Source organism: Pseudoflavonifractor phocaeensis (genome assembly GCF_038439875.1).
Lineage (GTDB): Bacteria > Bacillota > Clostridia > Oscillospirales > Oscillospiraceae > Vermiculatibacterium.
Genome location: NZ_JBCDMT010000007.1, coordinates 1 through 18,793, shown reverse-complemented (window position 1 = coordinate 18,793; position 18,793 = coordinate 1). Strand labels below are relative to the sequence as shown.

Annotated in this window: 26 protein-coding genes; 18 read left to right on the top strand and 8 right to left on the bottom strand. The window is 56.0% G+C overall.

Features of this window, described 5'->3' with window-relative positions; translation table 11 throughout:
* Positions 1-37 precede the first annotated feature (37 nt).
* Complete coding sequence (locus tag AAEU42_RS13285) at positions 38-553, bottom strand: AAA family ATPase (RefSeq protein WP_342234055.1); 516 nt, start codon at positions 551-553, stop codon at positions 38-40.
* Between the two features lie 76 nt (positions 554-629).
* A complete protein-coding gene (locus AAEU42_RS13280) occupies positions 630-1,709 on the bottom strand; it encodes a PfkB family carbohydrate kinase (RefSeq protein ID WP_342234054.1) in 1,080 nt (359 codons plus the stop codon).
* A gap of 142 nt (positions 1,710-1,851) precedes the next feature.
* On the opposite strand from AAEU42_RS13280, the gene AAEU42_RS13275 reads away from it, so the two are divergent.
* The 4 genes from AAEU42_RS13275 to AAEU42_RS13260 all read left to right on the top strand — a co-directional run bounded on the left by AAEU42_RS13275 (position 1,852) and on the right by AAEU42_RS13260 (position 5,448).
* On the top strand, positions 1,852-2,682 hold the full coding sequence (locus tag AAEU42_RS13275; RefSeq protein ID WP_342234053.1) for a hypothetical protein: 831 nt from the start codon (positions 1,852-1,854) through the stop codon (positions 2,680-2,682).
* A gap of 93 nt (positions 2,683-2,775) precedes the next feature.
* Positions 2,776-3,171 carry a hypothetical protein gene (locus tag AAEU42_RS13270; protein ID WP_342234052.1) on the top strand — a complete coding sequence of 132 codons (396 nt, stop codon included), beginning with the start codon at positions 2,776-2,778 and terminating at the stop codon, positions 3,169-3,171.
* 105 nt (positions 3,172-3,276) lie between these two features.
* On the top strand, positions 3,277-4,671 hold the full coding sequence (gene asnS, locus AAEU42_RS13265; RefSeq protein WP_342234051.1) for an asparagine--tRNA ligase: 1,395 nt from the start codon (positions 3,277-3,279) through the stop codon (positions 4,669-4,671).
* Positions 4,672-4,731: 60 nt separating this feature from the next.
* A complete protein-coding gene (locus AAEU42_RS13260; protein WP_342234050.1) occupies positions 4,732-5,448 on the top strand; it encodes a hypothetical protein in 717 nt (238 codons plus the stop codon).
* A 489-nt stretch (positions 5,449-5,937) separates the two neighbouring features.
* On the opposite strand, the gene AAEU42_RS13255 is transcribed toward AAEU42_RS13260, so the two are convergent.
* Positions 5,938-6,579 carry an SdpI family protein gene (locus tag AAEU42_RS13255; RefSeq protein WP_342234049.1) on the bottom strand — a complete coding sequence of 214 codons (642 nt, stop codon included), beginning with the start codon at positions 6,577-6,579 and terminating at the stop codon, positions 5,938-5,940.
* Complete coding sequence (locus tag AAEU42_RS13250; RefSeq protein WP_342234048.1) at positions 6,569-6,847, bottom strand: autorepressor SdpR family transcription factor; 279 nt, start codon at positions 6,845-6,847, stop codon at positions 6,569-6,571. Before AAEU42_RS13250 ends, AAEU42_RS13255 begins: the two co-directional genes overlap by 11 nt.
* 225 nt (positions 6,848-7,072) lie before the next feature.
* Between AAEU42_RS13250 and AAEU42_RS13245 the strand changes: the two genes are divergently transcribed.
* On the top strand, positions 7,073-7,273 hold the full coding sequence (locus tag AAEU42_RS13245; RefSeq protein ID WP_342234047.1) for a hypothetical protein: 201 nt from the start codon (positions 7,073-7,075) through the stop codon (positions 7,271-7,273).
* Positions 7,274-7,297: 24 nt separating this feature from the next.
* Here AAEU42_RS13245 and AAEU42_RS13240 read toward each other — a convergent pair whose 3' ends face one another.
* Together AAEU42_RS13240 and AAEU42_RS13235 are read right to left on the bottom strand one after the other, a co-directional pair.
* Entirely contained in the window at positions 7,298-8,464 is a 1,167-nt protein-coding gene (locus tag AAEU42_RS13240; protein WP_342234046.1) for a tyrosine-type recombinase/integrase, read from the bottom strand.
* Between the two features lie 135 nt (positions 8,465-8,599).
* On the bottom strand, positions 8,600-9,412 hold the full coding sequence (locus AAEU42_RS13235; protein WP_342234045.1) for an XRE family transcriptional regulator: 813 nt from the start codon (positions 9,410-9,412) through the stop codon (positions 8,600-8,602).
* Between the two features lie 172 nt (positions 9,413-9,584).
* On the opposite strand from AAEU42_RS13235, the gene AAEU42_RS14580 reads away from it, so the two are divergent.
* Both AAEU42_RS14580 and AAEU42_RS13230 read left to right on the top strand, forming a co-directional pair.
* A complete protein-coding gene (locus tag AAEU42_RS14580; protein ID WP_425288223.1) occupies positions 9,585-9,803 on the top strand; it encodes a helix-turn-helix domain-containing protein in 219 nt (72 codons plus the stop codon).
* 75 nt (positions 9,804-9,878) lie between these two features.
* A complete protein-coding gene (locus tag AAEU42_RS13230; RefSeq protein ID WP_342234044.1) occupies positions 9,879-10,019 on the top strand; it encodes a hypothetical protein in 141 nt (46 codons plus the stop codon).
* Positions 10,020-10,614: 595 nt separating this feature from the next.
* Here AAEU42_RS13230 and AAEU42_RS13225 read toward each other — a convergent pair.
* Positions 10,615-11,007, bottom strand: a complete 393-nt coding sequence (locus AAEU42_RS13225) for a hypothetical protein (protein WP_342234043.1) — start codon at positions 11,005-11,007, stop codon at positions 10,615-10,617.
* 515 nt (positions 11,008-11,522) lie between these two features.
* Entirely contained in the window at positions 11,523-12,341 is an 819-nt protein-coding gene (locus AAEU42_RS13220; protein WP_342234042.1) for a DUF4393 domain-containing protein, read from the bottom strand.
* A 51-nt stretch (positions 12,342-12,392) separates the two neighbouring features.
* Here AAEU42_RS13220 and AAEU42_RS13215 point away from each other — a divergent pair, with 51 nt between their 5' ends.
* From AAEU42_RS13215 to AAEU42_RS13165, 11 genes are all read left to right on the top strand, one after another.
* A complete protein-coding gene (locus AAEU42_RS13215) occupies positions 12,393-12,632 on the top strand; it encodes a hypothetical protein (RefSeq protein ID WP_342234041.1) in 240 nt (79 codons plus the stop codon).
* A 191-nt stretch (positions 12,633-12,823) separates the two neighbouring features.
* Positions 12,824-13,042 carry a helix-turn-helix domain-containing protein gene (locus tag AAEU42_RS13210; protein WP_342234040.1) on the top strand — a complete coding sequence of 73 codons (219 nt, stop codon included), beginning with the start codon at positions 12,824-12,826 and terminating at the stop codon, positions 13,040-13,042.
* Positions 13,039-13,182 (top strand): hypothetical protein, encoded by a 144-nt coding sequence (locus AAEU42_RS13205; RefSeq protein ID WP_342234039.1) that lies wholly within the window; start codon positions 13,039-13,041, stop codon positions 13,180-13,182. Before AAEU42_RS13210 ends, AAEU42_RS13205 begins: the two co-directional genes overlap by 4 nt.
* 105 nt (positions 13,183-13,287) lie before the next feature.
* A complete protein-coding gene (locus tag AAEU42_RS13200) occupies positions 13,288-13,503 on the top strand; it encodes a hypothetical protein (RefSeq protein ID WP_342234038.1) in 216 nt (71 codons plus the stop codon).
* Positions 13,504-13,718: 215 nt separating this feature from the next.
* Positions 13,719-14,354, top strand: coding sequence for a DEAD/DEAH box helicase family protein (locus AAEU42_RS13195; protein WP_342234037.1), 636 nt, complete (start codon positions 13,719-13,721; stop codon positions 14,352-14,354).
* A complete protein-coding gene (locus AAEU42_RS13190) occupies positions 14,351-14,914 on the top strand; it encodes a hypothetical protein (protein WP_342234036.1) in 564 nt (187 codons plus the stop codon). The genes AAEU42_RS13195 and AAEU42_RS13190 overlap by 4 nt, the downstream gene beginning before the upstream one ends.
* Entirely contained in the window at positions 14,914-15,429 is a 516-nt protein-coding gene (locus AAEU42_RS13185) for an ERCC4 domain-containing protein (protein ID WP_342234035.1), read from the top strand. The genes AAEU42_RS13190 and AAEU42_RS13185 overlap by 1 nt, the downstream gene beginning before the upstream one ends.
* Positions 15,413-15,931, top strand: coding sequence for a CHC2 zinc finger domain-containing protein (locus AAEU42_RS13180; protein WP_342234034.1), 519 nt, complete (start codon positions 15,413-15,415; stop codon positions 15,929-15,931). Before AAEU42_RS13185 ends, AAEU42_RS13180 begins: the two co-directional genes overlap by 17 nt.
* A gap of 188 nt (positions 15,932-16,119) precedes the next feature.
* Positions 16,120-17,778 carry a DUF927 domain-containing protein gene (locus AAEU42_RS13175; RefSeq protein WP_342234033.1) on the top strand — a complete coding sequence of 553 codons (1,659 nt, stop codon included), beginning with the start codon at positions 16,120-16,122 and terminating at the stop codon, positions 17,776-17,778.
* A gap of 329 nt (positions 17,779-18,107) precedes the next feature.
* The gene (locus AAEU42_RS13170) at positions 18,108-18,449 is read left to right on the top strand and encodes a hypothetical protein (RefSeq protein ID WP_342234032.1); all 342 of its coding nucleotides are present in this window, start codon (positions 18,108-18,110) and stop codon (positions 18,447-18,449) included.
* Positions 18,446-18,793, top strand: a 348-nt coding sequence (locus AAEU42_RS13165) for a hypothetical protein (protein ID WP_342234031.1), incomplete at its 3' end; no start/stop codon positions are given. The genes AAEU42_RS13170 and AAEU42_RS13165, both read left to right, overlap by 4 nt.

The following is an 18,793-nucleotide window of genomic DNA, read 5'->3' as shown; positions in this document are numbered from 1 at the left end:
TCCCGGGCGGGGGACAAATTTGGCAAGCTGGAAGCGGTCAGGATAAATCAAAGTCTATCTCGTATTTATCATCAATAAGCACATAATTTACGTTGTGCCTTTGAGCAAGTTCCAAAAACCGCGCGTTATCCTCCAAAACGTGTTCCATCGTACACCACGCGTCGTCCAAACGGTTTTCTATGACGTTGGCGTACCTTTTTATGCTTTCAAAGTGGTTTTTTATATAGTTCCCACTCATGACGAGACAGCAGTATTTTATCTGCTCCAGATCACCCTTCTCAAAATCTTTTGGCCAGTCAAAGGGGATATAGCATCCTTCGACAATCAGATTTTGCCGGTTTTCTATGGCGGTTTTGATCATTTCGCGGAGAATGGGCCACAAATAATCCGTAAGCGCAAGGTTGTCCTCGGGCGTGAGCTTGGTGCGGCCGCTGCGGATGAGCCCCATTTTCAAGTGGTCGATTGATAAATATGGATATTGATATCTTTCCAGCAGTTTTTGAGCAAGCGCGGTCTTCCCTGTGTGCGACGCGCCTGTTATCAATATGATCATCTTTTTTCTCCTGTTTTACAGCGTCCGGTCTCTCGGGCGGGCACGCCCTGTGTGTCCCATGAAAAGTCGGAGGGGGTCAAAGCCCGGCCCGGGCCTTGACCACTCCGGCGTTCAGCTCCGGGTTGATGGTCTCCGCCCCCTCGATGGCGATGGCGGCGGCGGCCTGGGCGCACTGGGCGGTGGGTTCCAGGGCGGTGCCTTCCAGATAGGCCCAGGCCAGGGCGGCCATGAAGGCGTCCCCCGCCCCGGTGGCGTTCACCATCCGGGCCGGACAGCAGGGCAGGCGCAGGGCCCCGGCGTGGTCGGCGGCGTAGACCCCGTCGCTCCCCAGGGAGATGAACACCCGCCGCAGGCCGGTGTCCAGCAGGGCCTTGGCCGCCCGCTCCAGGCTGGCGTCGTCGGTGATGGCCACCCCGGAGAGGAGCTCGGCCTCCATGCGGTTGGGCTTGAGGGTGTGGAGCTTCCCCAGCACCGGCTTCAGCTTCACCGCCTTGGCTGTGGAGACCGGGTCGGCAAAGATGGGGACCTTCACATTCTCGCACAGCCATTGGATGGACTCGGCGGGGATGTTGGTGTCGGTGACGATGACCTGGGCGTTGTCCAGCAGGGCCCGCCGGGACTGGAGGTAGGCGGGGGTCACGTGGTCGTAGATGTCCATGTCGCTCACCGCCAGGGCCATGTCCCCGTCGTCCCCGGAGATAAAGAGGTAGGTGGAGGTGGCCGCCCCCGGGACCTGGAGGGCCTGGGAGATATCGATGCCCAGCTCCCCGCAGGAGGCGGCGATTTTCTGGGCGTAGAGGTCGTCGCCGAAGGCGGTGAGCATCCGCACGTCCACCCCCAGCAAAGCCAGGTTGTGGGCGATGTTCCGCCCCACGCCCCCCAGGGACATGCGCACCGTGCCGGGATTGGAGTCGGCGGCCACCAAAGGCGCGGCGGACCGGCCCCCGATGTCCATGTTCACGCCCCCCACCACCGCGGCGTAGGAGGCGGAGCGGAGCACGTAGCCCTTTCCGGCGATGTAGCCCTTCTTCATCAGGTTGGAGATGTGCACCGCCACCGACGAGCGGGTGATCCCCGCCCGGTCAGCCAGCTCCTGCTGGGAGATCAGGGGATTTTCCGCGATCCAGTTCAAAAGCTCCCGTTCCCGTTGGGTCATGGCCTGGCCTCCTTTATGAAAGTTTATGTATTAAGCATAAGTTTAGTATATCTATTTGGGGCCCGCTGTCAAGGGCCAAAACGCAAAAAAGAGGAACAAATTTTTCCTCCCGGCGTCTAAAGGAAAAAAGGAGGCTGGAACCATGAACGGAAAGAGACTTTTACCCCCTGTGCTCGCCCTATCCCTGCTGTGCGGCTGCGCCGCCGGGGCGGTGGAGCCGACACCGGCGGGGCCCACCGCCCTGCCTGCCCCCGCCGAGACGGAAAACCCCTGGAACCTGACCCCCTGCCGGATCGTGGACGGGGCGGACATCGGGGAACTGCTGCTGGCCGACGAGGAGAGCGGCGAGATTTATACCCTCAGCGTGCAGGATTTGGCGGTGACGATGGACGGCGGCTCCTCCGGCGCCTCCGAGCTGCGGGACGGGATGAAGGTCTGGGTGGGGCACACCGGCGGCGTGGAGGAGACCTGGCCCGCCCGGTTCACGGCCCCCCAGACGCTGGCCGGGGAATCCGATACGGTGGACGACCGCTGCGGCCTCTACCTCCAAGTCCTGGAGGACCTGTGGAACGAGGACCCGGGCCTTAATGAAGGCGCCCTGACCTACCTGGGGGTGGACCTCTCCGGCCTCACCGCCCTCACCGACGGGGAGAAAAGCGCTGTGGCCTGGCGCTTCGCCCAGCTCCACGGCCTGGAGCTGGTCACCGGCACCTGGGACGAGCTGGTGGAGGAGGGCTATATCGACGGGGAGGAGCTGTACTGGCCCGACGGTATCCTCTTCTCCATCACCACCGACCCCGACGCGGCCTGGAGCCTCCCCGCCCTGGGCAAGGGGGAGGAACCCCGCCTTGCCGCCTTCGACGCCCAGAAGTGGCGCTCGGGCCTGGGGGCTTATTATTTCCTGGACTGCACCGCCCAAATGGGCGATGACGGGTCCTGGACCTACTCTGTGGGGGCTCAGGCCATCTCCTGACATCAAATCTCCCGCCGGAAGGGCGGGCTGTCCGAACCCCATGGACAGCCCGCCCCTTTTCGCCTATACTGGAGACAAAAGGGGGGAGTGGATATGGTAAATACGCAAAAAGAGGGGCGCAAGCGGTCCCTCCTGGGCTGGCGGGAAAACCTGCCCCATATCCTCCTGCTGTGCGCCCTGTTCCTCCTCCTGCGGCCCCTGGCGGAGGTGTTGGACGACTACGCCGTCCCCCTGCTCCGGGCGCTGGTGCTGCCCGTGCTGGCCTATCCCTTCACCGCCGTGGGAGTGGGCATCGCGGCGGGGGAGAAGAACGGCTTCTGCCCCCTAGTGCCCCTGGCGGCGGGGCTGGCCTTTTTGCCGAATCTGCTGTGGCCCAACGTGCCCTACGACTGGCGGCAGGCCGTGGCCTACGCCGGATGCGCCCTGCTGGGGGAGGCCGTGGGCGCGGCGTGGCGCTGGGCGAGGAGAAAATGGGGGGCGGACGGATAGTCCCCGCCCTTCTTTTCCCACAAATCCCTTGTAAAATGCCGCCAAAGTCCGTATAATGTAAGCATCTGTCAAAACCTACAAAGACGTAGAGAGAGGGATCATCCAATGGAACGCACACAGATCGCCCGCATTTACGCGGACCAGGAGACATTCGGCGGCAAGGAGGTCACCGTCTGCGGCTGGGCCCGCACCATCCGGGATATGAAAACCTTCGGCTTCATCGAGCTCAACGACGGCTCCTGCTTCAAGAACCTCCAGGTGGTCATGGAGGCCGAGGGCCTGGAGAACTTCAAGGACATCGCCAGGCAGAACGTGGGGGCCGCCCTGGTGGTCACCGGCACCGTGGTCCTCACCCCCGAGGCCAAGCAGCCCTTGGAGGTGAAGGCCGCCTCCATCCAGGTGGAGGGCCCCTCCTCCCCGGACTACCCCCTGCAGAAGAAGCGCCACTCGGTGGAGTTCCTCCGCACCATCCAGCACCTTCGGCCCCGGACCAACCTGTTCTCCGCCGCCTTCCGGGTGCGCTCCGCCGCCGCCTACGCCATCCACAACTTCTTTCAGGAGCGGGGCTTTGTGTACGTCCACACCCCCATCATCACCGCCTCCGACTGTGAGGGGGCGGGGGAGATGTTCCGGGTCACCACCCTGAACCCCAACGATCCGCCCCGCACCGCCGAAGGCGTGGTGGACTGCGCCCAGGACTTCTTCGGCAAGGCCGCCAGCCTCACGGTTTCGGGCCAGCTCAACGCCGAGAACTTCGCCATGGCCTTCGGGGACGTGTACACCTTCGGCCCCACCTTCCGGGCGGAGAAGTCCAACACCCAGCGCCACGCCGCCGAGTTCTGGATGATCGAGCCGGAGATGGCCTTCTGCGACCTGGCGGGCGACATGGACGTGGCCGAGGCCATGATCAAATCTGTCATCACCGAGGTCATGGCCAAGTGCCCCGACGAGATGGAGTTTTTCAACTCCTTTGTGGACAAGGGCCTCAAGGAGCGGCTGGAGCACGTGGCCTCCAGCGCCTTCGGCCGGGTGAGCTACACCGAGGCCATTGAGATTCTGGAGAAGTCCGGTCAGAAGTTCGAGTACCCCGTCTCCTGGGGCTGCGACCTCCAGACCGAGCACGAGCGGTATTTGACCGAGCAGCACTTTAAGAAGCCGGTCTTCGTCACCGACTACCCCAAGGAGATCAAGGCCTTCTATATGCGGGCCAACGACGACGGGAAGACCGTGGCCGCCGCCGACTGCCTGGTGCCCGGCATTGGGGAGATCATCGGCGGCAGCCAGCGGGAGGAGCGGCTGGACCTGCTGGAGGCCCGTATCCGGGAGCTGGGCATGGACCCCGCCGACTACTGGTGGTACCTGGATCTGCGCCGCTACGGCTCCTGCAAGCACGCGGGCTTCGGCCTGGGCTTCGAGCGGCTGGTCATGTACCTCACCGGCATCTCCAACATCCGGGATGTCCTGCCCCACCCCCGCACGGTGGGCAGCGCCGACTTTTAAGAAACAAGGCCGTCCGCTCACCCAGCGGGCGGCCTTTGCGTGTTTTGAGAGGGGGATTTTATGAAGCTGCCTAAAATGCTGATGGACTTTCCCTATGAGGAGCCAGAACTGGGGAATGGGAAGCGGCGCAGATGGATGGTCGGCGCCGTGCTGTTCCTGGCGATAGGTCTGCTGGGTATCCTGGGCTTTATGGATGAGCTGCGCGCTTTTTCCGTGATTGCCCTGTCCGACGGCCCGAAGCTGACCATTGCGGCCGCGCAGGTGCTGCTCGGCCTGTTCGGCCTGTTCAGCCTGGGCTGCTATTTGGCCTGGCGGAAGGGGAAGTCGGTCCGGGTGGTCTACCGGCGGGGCCAGGCCGTCATTCTTGCCCTGGCCCTGGCGGCGCTGGCGTGGTTGGGGGTCACGGCCGTGGCGGGGCGGAGAGAGCCAACGCCACCTGTGTCCGACCACTATACCTATCAGAGTTCCCCGCTGGCGGCTATCGCCTGGGGCGGGGACGAGGGGTACTGGTACCAGATCGTGGACGTGAAGGCCCCATTTGTCTACGACCTGTGCTTGGACATGTACACCGATGGCCGACACAACACCTCCTCCGAGTGGGAACCGTGGCCCCAAATCCTGGGGGCCACGGCGCTCTACGGGGAGTCGCGGGAGCGCAACTGGCTGGCCCTGTGGGAGGACCGCATCGTTTGGGTGAGCTTTGACCAGCCACCTGAGGCGAAAAAACTGATGGGGGTGCTGGAACAGCTGAACGCATGGGAGAGGGATTCCGCCTAGTTGTCCGCTGACTGCACGTCGGGACGTGCGTCCCCCAGACCCCCAAAGAAAAGTCTTGGGTGCAGACCTGGGCGCAGGTTTCCTTCCCGGTAGAAGGTCTACTGCCCATTGATGGGGGAAAAGCACGGGGACGTCCGTGTGACCCGTGGTCCTTCCAGCGCCGCTGGCGCTGATAGCTTCTTGATACAGCCTGGTCTTTAGCCTTCCCCCTGGGGGAAGGTGGCAGCCCGAAGGGCTGACGGATGAGGGGAACTGGGGACATGGGAAAAGGCTCTGCTACACTGATAAGCTCCCCTCATCAGTCTCGCTCCGCTCGCCAGCTTCCCCCAGGGGAAGCCTAAGAACATACAACCCCCGGGGCCGCACTTCGTAGCGGCCCCGGGGGTTTCTTGCACTTTTGTGGACAGATTGGGGAAGTTTTCAGAAGAAGGCCGGGGGGAGAAAATCAAAGCTCCTTCCCGGAGGGCACAGTCTCCCATGAAGGTAAATTCACCCCTTCTCCTGATACCATTTCCAGCTCATGAAGAAGGTGGCGCCCAGCCCACCGGCCAGCAGCAGGAGGAACACCCAGAAGAACACCTTCTCCGGCGCAAACAACCCCAGCACCACGGCGGCCAGCCCGGAGAAGAAGAACACGAAGCCCCCCATCCGCTGGGTCTTGTTCCACACGTCGGGGTCGCTGAGGGCCCAGGGGGTGCGGAAGCCCAGGAAAAAGTTGCTCTTTACCTTGCCCATCATGTTGCCGATCACGACGAACAGCAGGCCGACCAGCACGCCCACCGTCCGGCCCACGTTGATGCGCCCCGGCTGGAGGCTCTCGGAGATGGTGATGAGCAGGCATACCAGCAGGATCAGGGGCATCAGCACCCCCAGGGTGTCATACTTGTCCTGAAACTTTTCGTAATTCCCCTTCCTGGGGTCTATTCTGGGCATGAACTGGAAGAGAGCCGCCAGGGCGGGGGAGAGGGCGGCGATGAGCCACAGGGTGCCCACGGAGCCGTAAGTCACCGTGCCGTCCAGATTCCAGTGGGTGGGCACCCGCTCCGGCAGGAGGGGGGTAAAGGCCAGCACCAGCGCCGCCGGCAGAAGGGCGAATATCCACATCGTAACGATGGCTTTTTTACTTTTCATCTCGCTTCGCTCCTTTCAAAGCGGCCACCCAGCCGGTGATCTCGTCCAGCACCGACAGGTTGAGCTCATAACAGATATACTTTCCCCGGCGCTCGTCGCTGACAAGCCCCGCCTCCTTCAAAACGGAGAGGTGGTGGGAGACGGTGGCCCCCGTCATGTCGAAATGGCTCCCGATCTCTCCCGCCGTCTTGGCTCCGTCCTTCAAAAGGTCCAGGATGGCCCGCCGGGTAGGGTCGCCGAGGGCTTTGAAGGTCTCCTGGAAGCTCATGATCTCACCTCGTTATTTAGAAGTCTGTCAAAATAATAGCCCATAAAAATGGCGCTGTCAATAGACATTTAGAAAATGGCCTAAATATCCTGTGTCCGCAAAACAGGACTGCCCCCGTCAGTTTGGCGGGGGCTTTTTGCTTAGTTGTATTGACGCTGCGGATAGGTAGGTGGTAATATATCCCCAGTGATAGAACAAATGTTTCATCAAAAAAGGAGGAATACCATGAAGAAAAAGAAAAGAAAAATAGCCGCCTCGATTGAGACAGCTATTTTGGTGGAGGAGGGTGGATTCGAACCACCGAAGCGATACGCAACAGATTTACAGTTTGTTTTAACCTGCTATCTGTGCTTTGCGCCGCAAGCACTCGACCATATAACAAGGGACGGTACCCAAACTGTACCCAAACGTTTTTTCGTGGTATAAGTCTACAACGCTTTCGTTTGGGTGTCAATACGACAGTTTGGATACGTTATTCTTTCGGGCATCCAAATCGACCTCAGTATAAATTTGGGTCGTGGAAATTTTGCTGTGCCCCAACTGCTCCTGCACGGCTCGAATATTAGCGCCGCCGTTTAGCAAATGAGTTGCGTAAGTGTGCCGTGCTTTGTGAGGCGAGAGTATCGGCACCTGTTCTGATGGGATTAACGTGGCGTTGAGATCACGCAGAACGGCCCCATAACGATACGCAAATTGTGGCGGCGTAAGATAGGGCTGACCCTTTAGGCCAGGGAAGACAAATAGCCCATCCCGTGGCAGACTGTTAAACACTGCTGCGCCTTCATCTGTGAGTGCCACCACCCGGTCTTTTTTGCTTTTTGTAGTTTCCCGCAGCGCATATGCACGCGGGCGTTTTGTTTTTCCGCTTTTATCCGGCGGAAGTTTAACTGTCGGATCTGCGTTTTCGACCTTAGCAATTACCTGGCGAATCAGGATATATGGCGTGTCCCCGTCCAGGTGTATGTCGGACCACATCAAGGCACAGAGCTCCTCAGTTCGCAGGCCGGTAAACAACGCAATTTGGACGTGGCTGCCCCACTTGTGGCCTGGGGCGTAGGCCAAAATTTTATTTACATCTTCTAGGGAATACACTTTTGGTTTGCTTTTTTCAGGGCTACGCGCAAAAGTCTCGTCTTCCACTGGGTTTTCAGAGCATAGGCGGTTTTTCTTGGCACTTTTAAATATCCCGTTCAGGCAAACCCGGATCTCATTTTTTGCGCTGTTTGAGAGCTTGACTACCCTTTCACTAGCATAGAGTTGAGCAATATGAAACGGCATTACAGCATCCAACTTTTTGCCTCCAAGCGCTGGGAGGATATAGTCGTTTGTATAACGTTCGTAATTTGCGTATGTCCCGTATGCCAACGATCCAGCGGATACGTCTGCCTTTTTAAGGGACAGCCAGACTTCGGCCCATTGCTTAACAAGTTTGACCTCTTTGACCGCTTTCCCACCTGTCTTTTTAAACCATTCCCGATACTTTTTTTTGGCGCCCCGGCCATCCGCATCTTTACTGTAAAAGGACAGCGGCGTCTTTCGTCCTTCCACGCTAATCCGATACTCCCATGTGCCATCCTTACGTTGGCGGAGGCTACCATCTCCGTTGGCGTTTTTCATGCTCGAACACTCCTTCTATTGATATTTTGCGCCCAGTGGGATACAATAAAAGGGCGCAATGGTACCTTGGTTTGAACTGCTGGGGCCTTTGCTCTGCCGCTCTCGGAGGTCGCAACTCCGGGGGCGGCTTAATTATTACCAACCAAATATATCCTGCTTGTACCCTTTTGTCCACTGGCCCAAGACAAGACCTATGGTTTTAAAACGATCAAATTCTCCTACAACTATATCGTCGTATGCTTTGTTGATGGATACCAGATGAATTTGACGGTTTTCGTGATCCACCATCAACTTTTTGCAGTACGCTTGCCCATTCAGGACGAAGATCCCGATGCGGCCAGGATCTATGCTGGGACTAGCCTGGACAAAGACCGTGCCGCCGTTGTGTACCTTAGGCTCCATACTGTCGCCTGAGATTATAATACCAAAATCGGTTTTGGAGGGAATCACCCCGTCTGGATACTGCTCAATATGGTAGTCGGGTTCGTCTAGATAGTTCCCCAGGCCAGCTGCGGCGGGCTGATCGTAGGTCTTGAGCTCTACAATGCCACTTTTAGTTTTTTTCGCTTTAGGGAAGGATATAACGGATGCATTACCCGGCTCCTCGGTGGGCTCTTCCCCAGCGGTGTCCTTAATTTCATATTCCAGGATAGCCTTAACTGCACCCTTGGCATGTTTACTCAAGACGGCGTAATCCTTGGCAATGTTCAAAGCCTCTTCCGGTAACTCGGAGGGGGCTTTTTTTACGGCTTGGGGGGTAGAGGCACCAAGTAGAAAATCAACCGTTACGTGGCAGGCAGTGGCGATTTTTACAAGTAGGTCCGATTTTGGGTCATGCTTTCCGCTTTCATATCCGTGAAAGGTGTTCGGGGCCACACCGACTATTTCAGCAAGTTCTTTTTGCGAATAACCGGCGCTTTCTCTGGCCTCTTTAATGTGAAACTTCATATCGGCCTCCTTTGTCAGCACTTTCTGGACAATACAATAGTATAACAGTTATTTCTTGTAGTCAATAAAAAAATTCTAGATTCTAGAAAGCGTTTTCCTAAAAGACCTTGACAAAATCTATTATCTAGATTATTCTGTACATAGATTCTAGAATCTAGATTATTGAAAGGCGGTGATTCAGTTGAATTATAACATTGAGGCCGAACGCGGGCGGCTTCAACTTACAAAAGAGGAGCTCGCTGCACAGTTGCGTATCACCTCAAAAACGTACCTTTCCTACGTGCGAGGAGATACTGCTATTCCATCGGATATCCTCTTGAAGATGTCCCAGCTGTTCCATTGTACCACGGACTACCTGTTGGGCTTGAGCGACACCCAGGACGGTACATAAAAAGCCAGCCGGGGTGGAAATCTCCGGCTGGCTCTGGAATGGGTTACTTTAGTTAAAAAAGAAGGGGGATAAATTATGGCTGAACGTATCATCAATATTGTGATAAATGGGGAACAGTTGGATGTCGCAATAGAAAAAGCGAACCAACTGGTGGAGCTTCTGCGGGAAGCTGACCGCCATATTGATTCGCTTTGTTTGCCCAAAGAACGGAGCTAATGCTTATTTCCATTCACGATGGCTCCGCTTTTTACCTCTAGGATAGCTGAGCATTTCTTGCAGTTCAAAATTCCATAAATCTGTAAGCAACCACTTCCAGATATGGAATTTGCGGATAAAATGCCATATACATTTGCCAAGGCGGCATGAGAAATAGAAATGTTTCCGTTCATAGTGCCGTAAAGGAGAAGACTGCCACCGGCATTAATCTGTATATCGCCGTTTAGAATCCCATGCACAACAAGTTCTCCGCCTGAGTTAACAATAAAATTGTCAGAGCATACATCGTGTATCTCGGTTCTCGCGCTGATTGTACGAGTCACTTTTAGCACCTCCTTTCGCCCACATTCTACCACGGGACTTGAAGGGGATGCAAGGGCACATTTTAAAAGAGGAGGAGCGCTTGAGGAAGCGTGACTTCCAGGAACAAGGCCAGAAGGTCATCTAACAAGGGAGGGGAGACATGGATCGCATTTGCATCACCACAAAAGGGATTGCCCTTTTGGCAGCCATTGAAGCCGGCATTTGCCCAAAGGTAGACGAGGGCTACAATACAGATGCTTTTGAGCTGTTCTGGTCTAAATTTGAAACTGAGTTAGCCAAAAAGAGAGAAAATGGTTCCCATAACGCCCAAAATATGCTCAATAACCAAGCCGAGGACGAACGTTATCACAGGTACAAGCACCGATGCCAGAGAAACCTTATTTTCAAATTGCTTTTGTCGTTCTTCCTTGGCCTTCTCCTCATGGCGCTGCTCAAACTCGGCTAATACATCTTCTCCATGTGGAGCAAGGATGATCGAGCAAAGAGGAAAAGAATTGTCATTTTTGAAACGCACTAGATTTTCAGTTTTCATATCCGCTAAGCGATCATACCAACCCATATAAGCCTGTAAATCTTGCCCACAGAAGTGCTGGGCAATTTCAGCGGCAGATTGTGAACCGGTGATGTTGAGGTATTTCAAGATGGACAGTTTTTCTGGACTCATCTCATCACCTCCTTATGGAGCGATATTATCACATTCGACTAGTTTGGACAACAGCACAAAGGACCATTTTAGGTAGTCGGTAGCTTTCTGGGGCAAGACCAGGATACCACAAGAGATGTCCCATAAAACGGACTATTCTTTGCACAGAATCATGTCAAGTGGACTAAATTTAGGACATTCGATCAGTTTGGACAACAGCACAAACCACAATACCGCACGAAAAAGGAAAGGGGGAAGATGCGTGAGTAAATGCATAGTCAAGCTGTTCCATTGTACCACGGAATGCCTGTTGGACTTGAGCGACACCCAGGACGGTACATAAAAAGCCAGCCGGGGGCGGAAACCTCCGGCTGGCTCTGGAAGGGGTTACTTAAGTTGAGAAAGGAGAGAACGGGATGATTCAAGTTGTGGCGGTTTCCGCCCTTGTATCCTGGCTGGTGGCGACAGTGACCGCCAAGCTGTGCTTCCACAAAATCGACCGCTACATTAAAGACACCACCGACCTCTTGCAGCAGTCAGCCGACTACCTGACCGACTTCGCCAGAAATGCAAATAGCACAAAAGGCCTCTCCCATAGGCGTTAAGAATACCTCGCCTTTCTTCATTGTAGGTGTTTGGTCTTCTTCGCGTGAACAGTAATCCAAGATGTCGCGGTATTCCTTGGTCTGTTCAAAGGGTTCATAGAGCGATTTATCAATCAAATATCTTTCAAAGGTGGTTTCTGCCAAGCCCAGCCGTGCCAGATTTGCAATAGAAACCGCCTGCCGCGTAAGTGATTGCTCTTTCGGATTTGACAAGAACAAATTAGTTTGAACTACTTTATAGGACTTATCCGAAAGCGCTTTGACTCGGTATTCCCCTAGTGGAAGTATTTGTTTAAAAGAGGCCGGGCCTGTAAAGTAGGTGAGGTTTTGGGCGTCCAGAGGGGACAGATGGCGAATAATCTCTGTAAAAGACGGGTGGATAGCTGGTGCCTTTTCGCTATCCATAGAAGCCGCAATCAGCTTTGCGAACATCTCCCGGAGATCCGGCTCTTCAAAGTAGTACTTCGATGCCTCCAGCGCAGGCCCCACGATGGACAGAGGCGGCTCACATAGGCGTTCCTCCGGTATGGCCGAAACCTTATCTAAAAGGGATGCCCTAAAATTTTCCAAGTCTCTCGCTCTGACAATGCGTTTTTTCTCCACATAGCTGCCGAAGCTTCCGAACACAAGGTCCCATATGTCTTGCAGTGTGCTACCGGCTGCGGAGGCTAACGGTACAAGCAACTTGTTGGCCGGCTCAGACACGGTTTTGATTGCATCGGAAATAGGCATTTCATCACATCCTTTCATCAATACTCTACCATTTTCTTTCTAGTAAGACAAGTATGCCACAGCGCCAATATGTATAAAACACATCTAAAAAAGGGGGGTAATATTATAAAACGCTATTTTAAGGTCGACGGGGAGGTCATCGCCTGTATGGTGGAGATCAGCTCCGAGTTGGGCTATATCCTAGACGAAGGGGTGAACCCGGACAGCATGGAGGCCATTGAACTGTTGAACAACCGCATTGTGACCCTGCTGGGACAAATTGACGATGGGGAGAAGACCCAAGAAAGCGAAAGCAATGAAAATAGTTGAACAGACCCCAATTACTGATATTTTAGAAAGCCACGAACGACGGCTAAAACAATTAGAGCATGATTGGTTAGCCCGGCTGTTTGCCTGCATGGTCGGGACGGCTATCGGCGCATTTATAGACCACGCATCTGGAAAGATAAGGATACCACAACAATAGTCCTATAAAACGGACCAAGAAAGGAGGCACTACAATGCCTGAACTTGAAGTAACCTACACTATTGACCAGGTTGCGCTTCGCTATCATCGCACAGTCGATACCGTTCGCCGCTGGGTACGTAGTGGACGCATGACCGCAATCAACACTGGAGGAGGACGTATTGGGCCTTACGTCTTCCGCAGGGAGGACATAGATCGGTTCGACGCAGCCGCGGAGCACTGCGGGACCGGAGGAGAGGAGCAAGAATCATGAACTACAAAGGCAAGCGGGTAAAGCCGCTCACCCGGGAGGAGAAACGCCTCCAGCAGAAGGCGGAGGCCTGGATCAAGGGACTGGCGGCGTTGGCTCTGATCCTGTGTGTCGGCATTGGCCTGGGGCGGTGGGTGCTGTGAGCATCCAAGGGGATAAAAAGGGCCGCCTCCAGTGCTGCGAACACTGAAAGCGGCAAAGCAGAAAAAATCCGCCTTTATTGTAAGGCATAGAGAGGAAAATGTCAAATGTTTAAAAATCCGATTCGGGACATTCAGGACGATCCCCCAGCCGATTTTTGTCCGGACTGCGGCGGAGAGATCTGGCCCGGTCAAACTACTTATCTTCTTTATGGCCGCATGGTCTGTGAGGAGTGCTACAAAAAGGAGATCCTTGGACGGCTGAATCATGATCCCCGCGGCCTGGCCCTGGAGCTGGGCATCGACATGGAGCGGGTGAGCTGATGGATGACCACGGCGTCTCTTACTATACCACAGGTCACGCCACTTTGCCTGTGCCCTTTCCCGAAGGGAAAACCGTCTGTCAGTGGTGTCCCTTCGTTCGTACAGAGGACAGTCTTAAGCGGCACCGCTGCCTTCTGACGGGGGAGTACCTTCTGTACCCGTTTACCAGCCGGGGCAACGAGTGCCCGGTCGTGTTTGAAGAGGAGGAAAAATAATTGGGAACCCCTGTTATGGTCTTTGGCCAGTCCGGGTCTGGAAAATCCACCAGTCTGCGGAACTTTACCCCGGACGAGGTCTGTATCATCAATGTGAGCGGGAAGCCGCTGCCGTTCAAAAACCAACATAAAACCTTCAACTGTGACAACTACATGGAGATCGACCGCGCCGTCAAAGTGGCCCCTACCAGGGCCATCATTATTGACGATGCCACGTACCTCATGACCAATGAATTTATGCGGGGGGCCAAGACCTCCGGCTATCAGAAGTTTACGGACATGGCCCTCAATTTCTGGACCCTGGTCCAGACGGCGATCCAGCTGCCGGAGGATAGGGTCATCTACTTCCTGGGCCACGTGGACATCGACGCCAACGGGAACGAGAAGTTCAAGACCATCGGCAAGCTGCTGGATGAGAAAGTCACCTTGGAGGGGTTGTTCACCATCGTGCTGAAGACGGTGGTCACGGACGGGAAGTACAGCTTCGCTACCCAGACCAACGGCGCGGACACGGTGAAGTCGCCGGTGGGCATGTTCCAAGACCGGCTCATCGACAATGACCTGAAGGCCGTGGATACGGCCATCCGGGAATATTGGGGGATTGCCCCGCTGAACATGAAGGAGGACAAAAAATGAGAGCGTACAACGATGTGAAAGCCGAGCCCCAAAAGGGCCGTGAGATCCTTCCCGCCGGCGGCTATGTGGCCAGGGTCCAAGCCGCCATGGTAGAAAATACCGACTATGGGGAGCGCCTGGTCGTTTACTTTGAGATCTGCGAGGGGGACTACCGCGGCTTCTTCCAGAAAGACTTCGACGCCCAGACCCAGGAGGACAAGAAGTGGCGGGGCGTGTACCGTATGTATCTGCCCAAGGAGGACGGCAGTGAGAAGGACGGCTGGAGCAAGAAGACCTTGGGCGGCGTCATCTGGTCTTTTGAGCAGAGTAATCCCGGCTATCATTGGGACTGGAACGAGGCCGGCCTGAAGGACAAGCTGGTGGGCGTCCTTTTCCGCAACAAGGAGTGGGAGTTCAACGGAAACACCGGCTGGACTACGGAGTGCTGCTTCTTGACTGACGTGGACAGTATCCGGCAGGAGACGTTCAGAACCCCGAAAGACAAGCCCCTGAAGCGGGACAGCGGGCAGAACAACTGGGCGGCCCAGGCGGATGACAGCGACCTTCCCTGGAAGAGCTGATGAATCCCTTTGATGTTGCCTCTGCCCTCAAGACCATGACGGTCCTGGTGGATACCAGGGAGCAGGACACCATCAGGGCCAGAAGGCGCCTGCGTGATCTGGGCGTCCCCTACGAGAGGAAGGCCCTCAGCTTCGGCGACTATTCCGCCAGGTGTGACCGGCTGGATCTAACTGAGCTTGTGGCGGTAGAGCGCAAGATGAGTCTGGACGAGCTGTGTAACTGCTACTGCAAGGACCGGCCCCGCTTTGCCCGTGAGTTTGAGCGGGCAAGGCAGGCCGGGGCCAAGCTCTACCTGTTGGTGGAGAACGCGGACTGGGAGAAAGCCTACTCCGGGGATTACCGCAGCAAAATGGGGCCGTCCGCCCTTGTGGCCAGTATTCTGGCATGGCTGGCGCGGTATGACTGCCAAGTGCTGTTTTGTTCTCCGGCGACCAGCGGGAAGCTCATCCACGATATCCTGTTCCGGGAGTTGAAGGAACGTCTGGAGGCGCTGCCGGATGAATGTTGCGGATGAGGTCAAGCGCTGCCTGTCCGGGCGGCAGGTCGGTGAGTTCTACGGATTTGAGCCAAACCGGGCCGGGTACATAAGCTGTCCGTTCCATCATGAGAAAACAGCCAGCCTCATGCTGTACAAAGAAGCCGGGCGCGGCTGGTACTGCTTTGGATGCAACCAGGGCGGGTCCGTGATCGATTTCGTGATGGCCCTGTTCGGCCTGAGCTTCCAACAGGCGGTGATCCGCCTCAGCTTCGATTTTAAGCTGGGATTGGCCCCAACAAGGGCAACGCCTCAAGAGGCGTCTGAAATCCTGGCAGAGCGGCGCGCAGAGGCCGCCAGGAGGGAGCAGGAGCGAGTTGACTACGCTTTCTTGGCTTCGGAGTTCCGCTACTGGCAGGAAGCCGCTAAGGTTTTTGCGCCCACGCGGGAGACCGGCGGCTTCTTCCATCCTCTGTACGTGGAAGCGGTAAAACGCCTCCCTTACCTGGAATATTGGCTGGATGAGCATTTGGGGAGGTGATCCAGATAGACGAGAAAACCTTCAGCTATGAGGATTTTGACCGCGGGCGTGTTTTCGAATACCTCACTAATATCAAAGATCCGTATGAGCAGGGCATGGAAGAGCGCCGGATGGCACAGTTGGCCACAGAACTTAGATTTAGAGATTTCAAGAGACTGTTCAGGCTCTATAAAGACAAGCTTAGAGCCGTGTCGCTCCCGATGGTGACGGAGGACGGAATCAGCGATTTCGGGGAGCAGCCCTTTGAGCTCAATACCGGGTCGTGGCACGCGGACGAGAGCGGTGTTTGGAAGTACGGCGGTTCCAACGGGAACGCCATCTACGCCTGTACTCATCCCATCATGCCGGTGCAGACGTTGATTGGGGTGGACACCGGACTGATCAAGGTGCGGCTTTTTTACCGGCGGGGCTACGGACAAAGGAAGGTTTGGAGTGATGTCGTCGTGGACGCCAGGGACATCGCTTCCGCCACGAAGATCGTGGACAGACTTTCCGCGGTAGGGGTATCCGTAACCAGTGGAGAGCGGGCCAACGCCCTAGTGGACTATCTGCGGGATATGAGGGACCTGAACCACGACGTGATCCCACAGGTCAAAAGCGTGTCCCGGATGGGCTGGAATGAGGAGGGTTTTTCCCCCTACGTCGACGGAATCGTATTTGATAGCGCCGACAGCTTCCGCAGTGCCTATCAGGCCATCGCCCAGGTTGGGACACTGGAAGGCTGGCTGGCGGAGGCCAGAGACGCCCGAAGTTACAGCATTACCGCCAGGATCGTGCTGGCGGCGTCCTTCGCCTCGGTCCTGATCGAGCCGGTGGGCTGCCTGCCATTTTTCGTCCACCTGTGGGGCATGGACAGCGGCACGGGCAAGACGGTGGCCCAAATGCTGGGGGCATCCGTGTGGGCAAACCCGGCGCCGGGGCAGGCGTTTTTCCCGACGTTCCGGGGAACTACCGTCGGTTTTGAGATGATGGCCGGATTTCTGCACTCCCTGCCGCTCTTTTTGGACGAGCTCCAGCTCACCAAGGACAAGCATGGGAACATCGTATTCAGCGTTTATGACCTTGCCTCCGGCAGCGGCAAACTGCGCAGCAACAAGGCCCTTGGGCTAAATTATACGCCTACCTGGGCCAACTGCTTCATCACTTCGGGGGAGACCCCCATCGTCGGAGAGAACGATGGCGCCGGAGCGGTGAACCGGGTCATCGAGATTGAGTGCCGGGCAGACGATAAGGTCATCAAAGACGGCCACCGCACCGCCAACGCCCTGAAGGCGAACTATGGGTGGGCTGGGCGGATCTTCGTTGAAAAGCTGTGCGAGGACGGCGGGAAGGAGCAGGCGGCGGCGCTCTACGAGACTTATTACGCGGCCTGCCTCCAGGACGACACCACGGAAAAACAGGCCATGGCGGCGGCGCTGATCCTGACGGCGGACCACTTGGCCACAGAGTGGATCTTTCGGGACTGCCGCGCCCTGACCGCCAAGGATATTGGGGAGTTTTTAAAGACGAGAGAGGCCGTCAGCGCGTCAGACCGGGGCTATGAGGTCATGTGCGACTGGGTGGCTGTCAACGCCACAAAGCTGCGTGGTGTGGCTGAGACGGGGGATTGCTATGGCAAGGTGGAGGACAACGTAGCCTACATCATCCGGTCAGTGTGGAACCATGTCTGCGAGGAGAATAAGATCAACGCCAAGGCCCTCTTGAGCCATCTGAAAACGAAAGGGCTCATCATCACCGGAGAGAAGGGGTACACCAAGGCGAAGTACATTGGGGGCGGACAATCTCCGAACTGTGTGTGGCTAAAACTGCCCGAAAACGACGATCAAAGCGAGGATTTGTTACCGTAACGGCGCATTCGTCAAAATGTTGGTTTCTGTAACTTTTTTAGGTGGTTACAGAAAAATAAAATCCTGGATACGCTGTGCGGCAGTCACTTGCGGTTTTGATATGCTTCTGTAACTTTTCCTCCCCCCGCAATACTTTTTTAGGAAAGTATATTCGCGTAAATCGGTGGACAAATGTCAACGAAAAAACGAATATCCCTCGCGTGTAGAAAAACGGGGGATTTGGTTACAGAGTTACAGAAAAGCAAAAAACTTAGTGTTACCAATGGTTGTGCGTCTGTAACTTTAAGTTACAGACAGTCACAGAAGTTACAGGACGGATGTGAGGTAAAATGGAATTTCCGTTTGAACAGGCGGCCATGCGCAGGGAAGAGATGCCGTCAGGGTTGAGCAGGGAAGAACAACAACTTTTCTTGTCTCTGCGGATGCTGTACTACCAGATGTCTATTGGCCTGATCGACCGGGAGACGGGCAAGGCGGAAAAGAAAAAGCTTGTGCGGGTATACAACAATGCCACGCAGGCCAGCGCCTTTAGAGACAAGTGCGGGGACCATGCGGTCAAACTTTGGAGATCCATCGAACAGGCTGCCAATGAGTACGCAAAAACGAAAAGCCCGGAAGCGGCCGAGCGGATGTATAGGACTATTTACGGGATGCCCGAGGCGACGCCATGACCCTTTGCAACGGCTGCAAATACCGGGCGGCACCCCACAGCGGCCACCTGTGTGACTACGCCGCCCGGGTTGGTCATCTCAGAGGCGGCACCGTGGAAAACTGCACCGTCCGCCAGACCGGCAAGCGGGAATACAAGCCCCAGCAGATCACCATCGTGCCATCTTCCAGCACTCCGCGGACCGCCAGACTCAAAAACGCCGGGGGCCGCAAGGTGACCATGGACGAGACTATGGCCCGCATCCTGTACGACATGGGGCAAAACGACAGCCAGATCGCCCGCTCCATCGGCGTCAGCGCCGCCTGTATCATCAAGTGGCGAAGAAGGAACCGCTTGGAGGCGAAC